At 73.5% G+C, this 12,289-nt stretch carries 9 protein-coding genes; 5 read left to right on the top strand and 4 right to left on the bottom strand.

Translation table 11 applies throughout. From position 1 onward, the window contains the following. Complete coding sequence (locus ACF09K_RS06190) at positions 1-966, top strand: hypothetical protein (protein WP_392241312.1); 966 nt, start codon at positions 1-3, stop codon at positions 964-966. Between the two features lie 119 nt (positions 967-1,085). Here the strand turns inward: ACF09K_RS06190 and ACF09K_RS06185 are convergent, their stop codons facing one another. Both ACF09K_RS06185 and ACF09K_RS06180 read right to left on the bottom strand, forming a co-directional pair. After that, positions 1,086-4,391, bottom strand: a complete 3,306-nt coding sequence (locus tag ACF09K_RS06185; RefSeq protein ID WP_392241311.1) for a S8 family serine peptidase — start codon at positions 4,389-4,391, stop codon at positions 1,086-1,088. Between the two features lie 293 nt (positions 4,392-4,684). Then, the gene (locus ACF09K_RS06180) at positions 4,685-5,320 is read right to left on the bottom strand and encodes a CGNR zinc finger domain-containing protein (RefSeq protein WP_392241310.1); all 636 of its coding nucleotides are present in this window, start codon (positions 5,318-5,320) and stop codon (positions 4,685-4,687) included. Between the two features lie 125 nt (positions 5,321-5,445). Here ACF09K_RS06180 and ACF09K_RS06175 point away from each other — a divergent pair, with 125 nt between their 5' ends. From ACF09K_RS06175 to ACF09K_RS06165, 3 genes are read left to right on the top strand one after another with little or no spacing between them, the layout of a single operon-like run. Next, positions 5,446-5,892 (top strand): VOC family protein, encoded by a 447-nt coding sequence (locus ACF09K_RS06175; protein ID WP_392241309.1) that lies wholly within the window; start codon positions 5,446-5,448, stop codon positions 5,890-5,892. 15 nt (positions 5,893-5,907) lie between these two features. Further along, on the top strand, positions 5,908-6,807 hold the full coding sequence (locus ACF09K_RS06170; RefSeq protein WP_392241637.1) for a pyridoxamine 5'-phosphate oxidase family protein: 900 nt from the start codon (positions 5,908-5,910) through the stop codon (positions 6,805-6,807). Between the two features lie 9 nt (positions 6,808-6,816). Continuing rightward, a complete protein-coding gene (locus ACF09K_RS06165) occupies positions 6,817-7,269 on the top strand; it encodes an NUDIX hydrolase (RefSeq protein WP_392241308.1) in 453 nt (150 codons plus the stop codon). Between the two features lie 162 nt (positions 7,270-7,431). On the opposite strand, the gene ACF09K_RS06160 is transcribed toward ACF09K_RS06165, so the two are convergent. Together ACF09K_RS06160 and pepN are read right to left on the bottom strand one after the other, a co-directional pair. Then, positions 7,432-8,481: a hypothetical protein gene (locus ACF09K_RS06160; RefSeq protein ID WP_392241307.1), complete on the bottom strand. Its 1,050-nt coding sequence runs from the start codon at positions 8,479-8,481 to the stop codon at positions 7,432-7,434. 259 nt (positions 8,482-8,740) lie between these two features. Beyond that, positions 8,741-11,389 (bottom strand): aminopeptidase N, encoded by a 2,649-nt coding sequence (pepN, locus tag ACF09K_RS06155; protein ID WP_392241306.1) that lies wholly within the window; start codon positions 11,387-11,389, stop codon positions 8,741-8,743. A gap of 138 nt (positions 11,390-11,527) precedes the next feature. Here pepN and ACF09K_RS06150 point away from each other — a divergent pair, with 138 nt between their 5' ends. Beyond that, positions 11,528-12,172 carry a DsbA family protein gene (locus ACF09K_RS06150; RefSeq protein WP_392241305.1) on the top strand — a complete coding sequence of 215 codons (645 nt, stop codon included), beginning with the start codon at positions 11,528-11,530 and terminating at the stop codon, positions 12,170-12,172. The last annotated feature ends 117 nt before the right edge of the window (positions 12,173-12,289 follow it).

The raw sequence follows: 12,289 nt of genomic DNA, 5'->3' as shown, positions 1-12,289 counted from the left end.
ATGACCGCCGCACACGAATCCGGGACCCACGACGACGGCCGGGAGGCACGTGGCCACGGGGAGACCGGGGACGACCGCGAGACGCGGGGTGGCCGCGAGGAGCATGAGGGCCGCGACGGGCACGAGAGCCGCGACGGGCACGAGGGTCCTGACGGCCGCGAGGGTCACGAGGGGCGGGGCGGCCGGGGCGGCCACGACGGCCGGGGCGGTGACGACCCTTCCGGGCTTCCCGGCGGGGTGGACGGCATGGACCCGCTGATGGCGGCCATCCTGGACGTGCCGCCGGCCGAGGACGCGCGGACCGATCCCCTCCTCGCGGCCCGGCACCGCGCCGCCGCGGCCGACGTGGCGCTCCTGCGCGAGCAGCTCGCGGTCCTGGCCGACGCCCTCACCCGGCCACCGGCGGCGGAGCCTGCCCGGCGACCGGCACCCGTGCCGTTCCGGCCGTCCCGGCGGCGCCTGCTGCCCCTGGTGCTGAAGACGGCCGGGCTGGCGGCGGCCGGTGCGCTGGTCGCCGGGAGCGGGTGGCTGCTCGTCCAGGTGAACGGGGGAGCGGACGACATCGCCGCGTCCAGCGGCGCCGACAAGCCGGCCGCCGACGAGAAGGCCGCCGCGTCCGGCGCCGCCGGCGGTCCCCTCGGCGACCCCGGCTACCTCGCCTGCGCCCGGCTGGTGGCCGAGGGCGACGTCACGGAGGTCGTCCCGGTGCACGGCACCTCCCGCCGGCGGGTCACCCTGCGCGTGACCCGCTCCTACGTGCCCGGGACCACCGCCCGGGGGGAGGTCGGCCTCGTGGTGGAGCGGGACGTGGACCCGCTGGTCGCGGAGGGCGATCACGTCCTGGTCGGCATCCCGGCGGGGTCCGACTCTCCCGACGTGTGGGCCGTCGGCGAGGCCGAGATCGCCGCCGGCCGCTCGGCGCTGGCCCGCGCGCTGCCCGGGGCGGACGGCGCGTCCTGCGAATGAGCCGCGCGCGGGAGGAACGAGCCGCGCACGGGAGAGGGGCGGGCGCCCGACCGGACGCCCGCCCCCTTCGCTCAGCCGCTCATCGCGCCACCGAGCCCTTGTGCTGCCGTGTTACTGCGTTACTGCGTGACCTTCTCGATGACCACGCTGCCGAGGCCCGCGACGGTGCCGCGCGCGTTCACCAGCTGGACCTGGCCGAAGAAGGACCGGCCCGCGGGCGCCGGGGCCGCGGCGGTGACGGTCGCGGAGACCGCCGCCGAGGCGCCCGTGGCGAGCTTCACCGGCGTCGAACCGTCGACGTCGACCGTGCCGAGCGAGGACGAGTAGAACACGTCCAGGTAGTCGTACGCGGTGGTGCCGGCCGGCACCGAGTAGCCCGCGACCTCGATGGTGTACGTCCCGGCGGCGGGCGACGGGATGGACACGGCCTCCTCGGAGTCGCCGTCGGCCTGCTGCGCGACCTGGTTGCCGGCCGCGTCGTACACGGTCAGGTCGAGGTCGGCGGAGGCGTCGGAGACACCGCCGATGGAGACGTCCAGGGACTTGGCGCCCGCGGGCACCTCGACCGTGGTCGTCCGGTTCTCGTGGTCCGCGATGGTCGGGCGGTCCGCCTTGGACGAGCCGAGCGGGCCCCCCGTCAGCTTGCCGTCGATGGCGGCGAAGTTGTTCGTCACCTTCCAGGAGACGGCGGCCGGGGTGCCGACCTTCGCCTCGGGCACGGTCACGGTCGCCGGGTCGAAGGCCGCGCCGTACACGGTGACGTCCAGCTTGTACGGGTTGTCGAGCAGCGGCGACGTGCGGCGCGACTCGACCTCGATCTCCCAGACGCCGGGCTGCGGGTCGGCGTAGGAACGCGCGTCCGGCTTGCAGCCGTTGCCGTCGAGGTAGTTGTTGTAGCAGTAGACGGTGGCGCTGTCCTCGACGGCGACACCGTAGGGGTGGATCGAGATGAACCGGGTCTGGCTCTTGTCCTTCAGCCCGCTCATCGCGACCTCCAGCGACGTCGCGCCCTCGGGCACGGTCAGGAAGTAGTGCTGCGAGCTGTTGCGCTGCACGGTGTTCTGCGCGGAGAACGTGTGCGCCACCGGCGTCGAGACGACGACCGTGTTCAGGACCTGCTTGTCGATGCCCTCGGTGCGCGGGTCGTCGACCTCGAGGATCGCGCTCTTGATGCCGGCGGACCTCGGGGCGGCCTGGACCTTGACGGTCACCGGCTGGTTCAGCGGCAGCTTGACCTCGTCCGAGCCGAGGATCCGGAAGGTGCCGGCCGCGTTGTTCTCGAGGTGCAGCTCGTGGCGGACCGCCTTGTCGGCGCCGGTCGTCCGCGTGATGGTGACGTCGTACGTCTTCTTCTGACCGGCCTTCAGGCCGCCCTCGCGGTCGTAGATGCCGGTGCCGAAGCCGGGCGTCTTCAGGGCGAAGTCGATCGCGGTGTCGACCGGGGCCTTGACCGCGTACTCGTGGGCGGTGGCGCCGTCCTTGATGGAGTCCCAGGCGTCCACGATGTTGATGGCGCCCGCGCCCTCCTCGTAGGCCTGGAGGCCCTTGACGTGGTCGGCGGTCGAGGTCAGCGCCGTGCGCAGGACGGCGGGCGTCAGCGCGATGCCCTTCTGCTTCGCGGCGCTCAGCAGCAGCGCGGAGGCGCCGGCGGCCTGCGGGGAGGCCATCGAGGTGCCCTGGAGCATCGCGTAGCCGGCCGGCAGCTTGTACCCGGACTCGGCGACCGGGGCGCCCGGCAGCCAGGTCTGGATGGTGTTGATGGCCGCGCCCGGCGCGACGAGGGTCGGCGTGAAGCCGCCGTCCTCACGCGGGCCGCGCGAGGAGAACGGCAGCAGCGCGTACTTCTTCTTCACCTGCGAGCCGTAGTTGGCGGCCCAGGTCTCCTTGGAGATGGCCGCGCCGACCGAGATGACCTTGTCGGCCAGGCCGGGGTCGCCGATCGTGTTGGCGCCGGGGCCCTCGTTGCCCGCCGAGATGACGAGCTGGACGCCGTAGGTGTCGATGAGGCGCGTGTACAGCTCGGCGCGCGCGTTGTTGCCGTCGTTCAGCGCCGGGAGGCCGCCGATGGACATGTTGACGATGTCGACGCCGCGGTTCACGACCAGGTCGATCATGCCCTCGGTGAGCGCCACGTTGGTGCAGCCGCCGCTCCAGGAGCAGGCGCGGGAGGAGACGACCTTGGCGCCGGGGGCGGCACCGTTCATCTTCCCGCCGAACAGGCCGTTGGCCGCGGTGATGCCCGCGACGTGGGTGCCGTGCTCGGACTCGATGATGCCGACGTTGACGAAGTCGGCCTTCTTGCCGACCCAGTCGCCGCCGTACGGGTCGGTGGGCACGTCCTTGCGGATCTCGACCACGAACGGCTGCCGCTCGGCGACGTCGGTGGCCGGGTCGTCGGTGCCGAAGTAGCCGACCTGGTACCCGTCCTTGTACGGCTTCATCGGCGCGTCGTCGGTGAAGTCGAAGTTGTTGTTCAGGTCGACGCGGACGGTGCCGGCGGCCGGGTCGTAGAGCAGGCCCCAGACGTCGGTGGTGTCGCCGTCCCGGTTGGCGTCGCCCTTGGCGTCGCCGCCGGCGGTGACCGACTCGCGGAACAGGTTGACCTGGTAGCCGCCCTCGGGCGCCTTCCAGGACGCGCCGCCGTAGGTGAAGACCGGGCCGCTGACGGGGTTGGTCATCCGGCGCCAGGTGCCGTCGCCGTCGACGATCGGGTCGGTCGCGGTGACCCAGTCGACGATCTTGCGCTCACCGGTGGTGGTCTTCTGGAGCGCGGGGTGTCCGAGGTCCACGCCGGAGTCCAGCACGCCGATGGTGACGCCGCGGCCGTCCGCCTTCGGGTGGTCGGCCACGAAGTCGACGGCGCCCGTCTCGAAGGACGGGTTGTACGGGTTCTCGGCCGGGGTCCTCCTGCCGGGCGCGGGGTACGTCGTCGCGCTCGCGGTGGCGGCCGCGCCCTTCGCCGTGTCGGCGCTCGGCGTCGGGTCGTCGAGGGCGATCTCCTGCCGCAGGTCGATCGCGTGCACCGAGGACAGCTTGGCCGCGGCGGCGATGGCCGCGTCCGCCTTGGCGGTCGGGACGGTGGCGCGGACGTAGCCGAGCTTGTCGTAGGACCGGCCGACGGAACCGCCCTTGACCGCGTCCAGCTCGTCGGCGACCTGCTCGGTCTTCCCGGGCGAGGTGGCGACCATCAGGGTGACGTTCTTGTCGCCGGCGGCCTTGGCGTCGGCGAGGACGTCGGCGTCGTCGGAACCGAGCTTGGCGGCGGCGGACTTCACGCCGGGGTCGGCGGCCGGGGTCTGGCCGGCGGCGAGGGCCAGGGGCATCGGCCCGGCCGCGGACAGTGCGGCCACCAGACCGGCGGCCGCGGCGATCCGGGCCGCGCGTCTCGCGCCGGGTATCGGTTCGCGCTGGGGGGTGTGGGTCATCGGCATCCCTTGGAGGTAAAGGAACGAGCGTCACGCGACCGGGCCGTTCCTGCCTGATCGCGGTCGCCGGAATGTGATCCCGGACGATCGCACAGCCTTGTCCAAGGGACGGATGTTTGGGAAGAGTTGGCCGAATCGATATGGATGTATGGGGAAAACCCTCTATGGGTCACCTGTGCAAGGGCTTTCGGCCGTCCGGATGCCGACGGCCCGGTGTCGCGTGGCTGCCGGACGGCCACCGGCCGGGCGCGGCGGCCGCGTCCGGCCGGGGTCGGGCGCCGCCGGAGCGCGGGTCAGGCGTCCTTCGTGCGGGCGTAGTGGCGGGACGCCTTCGCGCGGTTGCCGCAGGCCGCCATCGAACACCAGCGGCGGGTGCCGTTGCGCGAGGTGTCGAAGAAGTGCAGGACGCACGCCTCGTGCGCGCAGCGGCGGATCCGGTCGGGCGCGGTGGCGAGCAGCTCCAGGTAGTTGCGGGCGGCCAGCCACGCCGGCCCCCACGTCGCGTCCGCGAACTCCGCGCGCTCGCCGGGGCCTTCGGGGGTGAGGACGGGGCGGATCCGGCCGTGCTCCAGCACGGCGTCCACCCCGTCCACCCCGTCCACCCCGTCCACCCCGTCCACCCCGTCCACCCCGTCCACCCCGTCCACCCCGTCCGCTCCGTCCGCCGGCCCGTGGCCCGCCGCCGTTCCGGCCGCAGCCCCGTCGACGGCCGCCTTCAGCGCGTCGCGCGCCCGCAGGACGTGCCGCAGGGTGCCCTCGTCCGCGGTGAACCGCCCGTCCAGCCCGTTCGCGGCCAGCCACACCGCCAGCCCGTCCGTGCCGGTCAGCAGGTCCTGGAGGACGCCGTCCCGCATCCAGCGCGTGTTGAGCAGGTCGAGGGCGAGGGGTTCGCCGGTCAGGGGGCGCGGGTCGGGGGTGGTGGGGGACATCGGGGGCTCCTTCCGCACTAACCAGTAAAGAGTACGTGACCGGTTGACGCGCCCTTCTCTAACCTTTAATGTCATGAATGCAGGTTAGAAATGCTGGCCTGCCTCCGTCGAAGGGGACCCCCGTCATGACCCTGCGCACCGGCCACATCGGCCTGAACGTCACCGACCTCGACCGCTCCCTCGCCTTCTACCGCGAGGTCATGGGCTTCGCCCTCGTCGGCGAGGGCAAGGAGGAGGGCCGGCGGTACGCCTTCCTCGGGGACGGCGACCGGCTCGTCCTCACGCTCTGGCAGCAGGCGCGGGGGCCGTACGACGGAGCCCGCGCGGGTCTGCACCACCTCGCCTTCGAGGCCGACTCGGTGGAGCGGCTCCGGGAGTACGAGGCGGCCCTGCGGGCCCACGGCGCCGACTTCGCCCACGAGGGCGTCGTCGCCCACCACGAGGGCGCGGCCTCCGGCGGCGTCTTCTTCCACGACCCCGACGGCACCCGTCTGGAGATCTCGGTGCCCGACGGGGTGGCCGGCGCCCCGGCACCCGCCGGTGCATCGGCCCCGACCTGCGGATTCTTCTAGGCCATGGGTCAGGTCATGGGTCAGGCCACGGGCCTCTACCACGCCGGCTCGCGCACCCTCCAGGACCGGCTCGGGGTGCGCGACCTCGCCGACCACGTCGGCCGGTCCGTGGGCGAGGGCATCAGATCCGTCGCCGCCGCCTTCCTGGAACTCCAGCCGCAGCTGGTCCTGGGCGCCGCCGATCCCGCGAGCGGCGAGGTGTGGGCCTCGGCGGTCACGGGTACCCCCGGCTTCGTCCGGGCCACCGGGCCCCGGCGGATCTCCGTCGCGGGAGGGCCACCCCCGACCGACCCTCTCGCGACGGCCCTCGCCACCCCGGGCACCCCCGTCGGCACGATCGCCCTCGACCCGCGCACCCGCCGCCGCATGCGCCTCGACGGCCGGCTGTCGGCCGCCCCGCGCGGCTTCGCCGTCGAGGCCGACCGGGTCTTCGCCAACTGCCCCAAGTACCTCCAGCGGCGGGAGACGTACGAGACGGTGTCCGGCCGTTTGCCCGGTCCGCCCCGGCGCGGCACCGGACTGACCCCGGAACAGGCCGGGTTCGTCGCCGCGGCCGACACCTTCTTCCTCGCCAGCGTGCGCGAGGGCGGCGCCGACGCCAGTCACCGGGGCGGCAACCCCGGCTTCGTCCGGGTCCCCGCACCGGGCGAACTGGCCTGGCGCGACTACCCGGGCAACGCCATGTTCCTCAGTCTCGGCAATCTCGAGGCCGACCCGCGCGCCGGGCTGCTGTTCCTCGACTGGGCGACGGGCCGCACCCTCCAGCTCACCGGGGAGGCCCGCACGGAGTTCGGCCCCGGCGGCGAGCGCACGGTCCGGTTCACCGTGGCGCGGTCCGTCGACACCCCCGCCGCGCTGCCGCTGCGCTGGTCCGCGCCCGAATACTCACCTGCCAACCCGGACCGGGACCGCTAACGTCCAGGTGTGCGAGAGAAGTTGAGGGTGGCGGCCTACGCCGTGTGCGTCCGGGACGGACAACTGCTGCTGGCCCGCTCGCCCGCGCCGGACGGCACCCCGGAGTGGGTGCTGCCCGGCGGCGGCATGGAGCACGGCGAGGACCCGTACGACACGGTGGTGCGGGAACTGGAGGAGGAGACCGGCTACCGCATCGAGGTGACCGCCCTGCTCGGCGTCGACTCCTCCCGCCACACCGTCCCCCGCGGGAACCTGCGCGGCCCCGTCGACCACCACGGGGTGCGCATCCTCTACGAGGGCCGGGTGACCGGCGGCGAACTGCGCAACGAGGTCGGCGGCTCGACCGACCTGGCCGCCTGGCACGACCTGTCGGCCGTGCCGGAACTGACCCGGATACGGCTGGTCGACGTGGCGCTGAGACTGTGGCGCGAGCGGCCCGCGGACGGACGGGTGCCGGCCTGAGGCCGTGACGCGTGCCGGTGCGGGGCCGTGAGGAGCACCGGCCCCAGGGCCCCGTGAGGCGGGGCCGCCGGCTCGTGACCGGCGGCCCCGTCCCGCCCGTCCCCGCCCCGCCCGGTGCCGTCCCGCCCGGCCCCGTCCCGCCGGCCCTGTTCCGCTCCGTCGCTACCGGGGCAGCACCACGACGTACGCCGCCGGATCGCGGTCCCCCGACGCCATCAGGGCCGTCCGCACCACCGCCGCCTGCTGCTCCGCCCCCTCCCGGAGCTTCCTCGGCGTGACGTGCACGACCGTGATGCCCAGCCGCTCCAGGTGCTCCCGCTTGCGGGCGTACTCCGACCACAGCGCGTCCTCGTCCTGGCGCGGCGCCCGCGTGTCCAGCTCCACCGCGACCGCCTGCTCCGGCCAGTACGCGTCCAGGCCCCCCAGGTGCGGGCCGCCCGGCAGCCGCAGGTCCACGTTCCACACCGGGTCCGGCAGCCCGAACTCCCGCACCATCGCGTAGAGGCGGCCCTCGGCGAGCGCCCGTCCCTCGGCCAGCAGCGCGTCCACCGCGTCCACCACGTGCGGGCGGCCCAGCAGCTTGGCCTGCTCCAACTCCCTGATGACCGCCGCCGGTTCGCAGTGGCCGGCGCGCACCGCCTCCGACAGCAGCCGCCGTACCGCCCCCGCGTCCGTCAACTGCGACACCGCGTCCGCCAGGGCGCGCGGCACCGGCGCCACCGGCACCCCGGTGGCCTCCTGCGGCGTCGGCAGGGTCGCGGCGCGCAGGACGCGCGCGCAGCCCGTCGAACGCAGCCGGCGCAGCCGGGGCACCAGGACGTCGATGTGGTCCAGGGAGAGCAGCGCGGGCGCGGCGGCGAAGCCGTGCAGGGTGAGTGCGGCCAGCCCCGTGATCATCGCCTCGCGGTACCCGGACCGGTGCGGCCGCCCCGGCTTCGGCTGGGCCGGCACTCCGGGGGACGGCACCTCGCGGGCCGCGTACAGCAGCACCGCGTGCAGCCGCTCCTCGCTGGTCGGCGGCCCCTGGTGGAGCAGGTGGACGCCCGGCAGGAACTGCTGCCAGGGGCCGCCGGGCCGGCACCGCTCGGCCGTCTCACCCGGCGACACGCCGAGCGAGCGGAGCTGGGCCGTGGACAGTACGCGCCGCTGCCCGTCCGGGAGGCGGGGCGAGAGGTGGGCGGCGGCCGGGGTGAGGGGGGTGTCGGGGTTCATGCCCCGCAGATTCCCGCCTCGGCCGACCCCGGTAACCGCTGTTACGAGCCCGTCGACAAACCCGGACGAGCCCGTCCTCAAGGACGGGTGTTCGGATGCCGAGTAGGGGCCGAAACCCCTGGTCCGTCCGAGGGGATCCAGGGGTTACGGTTCGGATTGACTGAATTCCGTAACGGTCACTTTCCGCCGGATCCCAGGCCAAGGATCAGGTGGGCCGGCGGTCCCGGCAGGGGCCGGGACCGGGACCGGGACCGTGCTGTCAGTAGTTGTCGGAGCCGTCGGAGTCGCCAGAGCCGTCGGGCCCGCCCGCCGCGTCGCACGCCTGTCCGCGCAGGCCCCGCGCCAGGTCGTCGCGCGCCTCCAGCACCAGCCGGCGCAGGGCGGGCGGCGCCGACTCGTGAGCCGCGAGCCACGCGTCCGTCGCCGCCAGCGTCTCCGGGGAGTCCAGCAGGGCCGGGAACAGCCCCTTGACCAGGTGCATCGCGATCTGGATGGACCGCTGCTCCCAGATCCGCCCGATCACCGCGAAGTACTTCTGCGCGTACGGGACGAGCAGTTCGCGCTGCGAGGGCTGCTGGAAGCCCGCGATGGTCGCCTCGACCAGCGCGTTGGACAGCGCGTCCGACTCGACGAGCTGCGCCCAGGCCTGCGCCTTGACCTCCGCGGACGGCCGGGCGGCCAGGCAGCGCACCTGGTGCCGCTTGCCCGACGCGGTGTCGTCGCGGGCCAGCTCCGCCGCCAGCACGCCCTCGTCGGCGCGGCCGTGCGCGGCCAGCGGCCCCAGGAAGGCCCAGCGCAGCTCCTGGTCCACCTCGAGACCGTCGACCTTCGCCGACCCCTCCAGCAGCTGCTGGAGCAGATCGAGGTCGGCCGGGCCGGACGCCACCGACGCGAGGAACCGCGCCCACGCCAGCTGGTGCTCGCTGCCCGGCTCCGCCGACCGCAGCTCCGCCAGCGCGCCCTCGGCGAGCAGCCGCTCGCCGGCCGGCCGCCAGTCGGGCGCCGCGTAGTGCGTCAGCGCCGACTCCGCCCAGGCGTGCAGCATCTGCAGCACGCCGATGTCGGTCTCGCGCCCGGCGAACCGCAGCACCAGGTCCACGAAGTCCCGCGCGGGCAGCAGCGCGTCCCGCGTCATGTTCCACAGCGCCGACCAGCACAGCGCGCGGGCCAGCGGGTCGCTCAGGTCGCCCAGGGACTCCCGCAGCGCCGCCAGCGAGGTCTCGTCGAACCGGATCTTGCAGTACGTCAGGTCCTCGTCGTTGACCAGGACCAGCTCCGGCGCCTGCGCGCCCGCCAGCTCCGGCACGAGCGTCCGCGGTCCCTCGACGTCGGCCTCCGCGCGCGCGTAGCGCACCAGCCGCCCGTCCCCGGCCCGCCGGTACAGGCCGACCGCCACCCGGTGCGGCCGCAGCTCCGGGTGCGACTCCGCCGCCTCCTGGAGCACCGCCAGCTCGTCGATCCGGCCCTCGGCGGTCAGCAGCACCTGCGGGGTCAGCGAGTTCACCCCGGCCGTCTGCAGCCAGGACCGCGCCCACCCGGCCATGTCCCGGCCGCTCGTCTCGCCGAGCACCGACAGCAGGTCGCCCAGACGGGTGTTGCCGTAGGCGTGCCGCTTGAAGTAGCGGCGGGCGCCCTCCAGGAACGCGTCCTGCCCGACGTACGCCACCAGTTGCTTGAGCACCGAGGCGCCCTTGGCGTAGGTGATGCCGTCGAAGTTGAGCTTGGCGTCCTGGAGGTCGCGGATGTCCGCGGTGACCGGGTGGGTGGAGGGCAGCTGGTCGGCCCGGTACGCCCACGCCTTGCGGCGGTTGGCGAAGGTGATCCAGCCGTCGGTGAAGCGGGTCGCGCCGACCAGCGAGAAGGAGCCCATGAAGTCCGCGAACGACTCCTTCAGCCACAGGTCGTCCCACCACTCCATGGTGACCAGGTCGCCGAACCACATGTGCGCCATCTCGTGCAGGATCACGTTCGCCCGCGCCTCGTACGACGCCTGCGTCACCTTGCCGCGGAAGACGTACTCCTCCCGGAAGGTCACCAGACCCGGGTTCTCCATCGCGCCCAGGTTGTACTCGGGCACGAACGCCTGGTCGTACTTGCCGAAGGGGTACGGGTAGTCGAAGTGGTCGTGGAAGAAGTCCAGGCCCTGCTTGGTCACCAGGAACACGTCGTCGGCGTCGAAGTGGGGCGCGAGCCCCTTGCGGCACATCGCGCCGAGCGGGATCTCCAGCGTCGTGCCGTCGCCCAGCTCGCGCGTGTAGGAGTCCGTCACGTAGTGGTACGGGCCCGCCACCACGCACGTGATGTACGTCGAGATCGGCTTGGTCTCCGCGAACCGCCACACGCCGTCGGCGCGTTCGCCGGCGCCGTTGCCCCACACCACCCACTCCTCGGGCGCCCGCACCTCGAAGCGGAACGGCGCCTTGAGGTCGGGCTGCTCGAAGTTCGCGAAGACGCGGCGCGCGTCGGCCGGTTCGTACTGGGTGTAGAGGTAGACCTCGCCGTCCTCGGGGTCGACGAAGCGGTGCAGGCCCTCGCCGGTGCGCGAGTAGGCGCACCGGGCGTCGACGACCAGTTCGTTCTCGGCGGCGAGGTCGTCCAGCCGGATCCGGGCGCCGTCGAAGACCTCGCCGGGGTCGAGGTCGCGGCCGTTGAGGGAGACGGCCGTCACGCTCGGCGCGATCAGGTCCGCGAAGCTGGACGCGCCGGGCTCGTTGCACCGGAAGCGGATGGTGGTGACCGAGCGGAAGGTGCGCGGCTCACCGCTCCCGCCGCCGGCCGCCGGGCCGTTCCCGCCGCCGGCCGCGTCACCGATCGCCGACCGCACGTCGAGGGACACGTCGTACCCGTCGACGGACAGCAGGGCGGCCCGCTCCCGGGCCTCGTCACGGGACAGGTTCTCACCGGGCACGGCGGTACTCCCTCGATGCTTCTGCGCACTGGCTGTGGACAGCACCGATCCTGCCATGTGCACCTGACGGCCGTCAGTGGGGAATGAGCGGGGCGTGCCGCGGCGTTCACGGGGAAACGCTTGCTCCCGAGGAGAGACATGTCGCAGAAGACCCCCGTCGACTTCTGGTTCGACCCGCTGTGCCCCTGGGCGTGGATGACCTCCCGCTGGGTCCTGGAAGTGGAGAAGGTCCGTGACATAGAGGTCCGCTGGCACGTGATGAGCCTGGCCGTGCTCAACGAGGACAAGCTCGACGAGCTGCCCGAGGACTACCGGGACCTGCTCACCACCAAGGCCTGGAAGCCGATCCGGGTGGTGACCGCCGCCTGGCAGAAGCACGGCGCCGAGGTGCTCGGCCCGCTCTACACCGCGCTCGGGACCCGCTTCCACAACAACGGTGAGGGCCCGACCCTGGAGGCCGTCGCCGGCGCGCTCGAGGACGCCGGACTGCCCGCCGACCTCATCGAGTACGCCGAGCAGGAGAACTTCGAGTTCGACGCCGAACTGCGCGCCTCCCACAAGGAGGGCATCGACAAGGTCGGCCAGGACGTCGGCACCCCCGTCATCGCCGTGCCCGGCCCCGACGGCGAGCAGATCGCCTTCTTCGGCCCCGTCGTCACCCCCGCCCCGAAGGGCGAGGAGGCCGCACGGCTGTGGGACGGCACCCTGGCGGTCGCCTCCGTCCCCGGCTTCTACGAGATCAAGCGGACCCGGACCAAGGGCCCCGACTTCAGCAACCTGTAGAGCCCGGCCCCTTTGAAGGGAGACCCCCGCGAGTCACGTCCTCGCGGGGGTCTCCGTTCTTTCCGCCCGCCGCCGTGAAGGGTGAGAAGACGATCACGAGGCGGGACGCGGGGCGGC

Origin of the sequence: Streptomyces sp. NPDC014882, assembly GCF_043081325.1 — a bacterium.
Taxonomy (GTDB): Bacteria; Actinomycetota; Actinomycetes; order Streptomycetales; family Streptomycetaceae; genus Streptomyces.
This window is presented reverse-complemented; position numbering and strand designations above follow the sequence as displayed.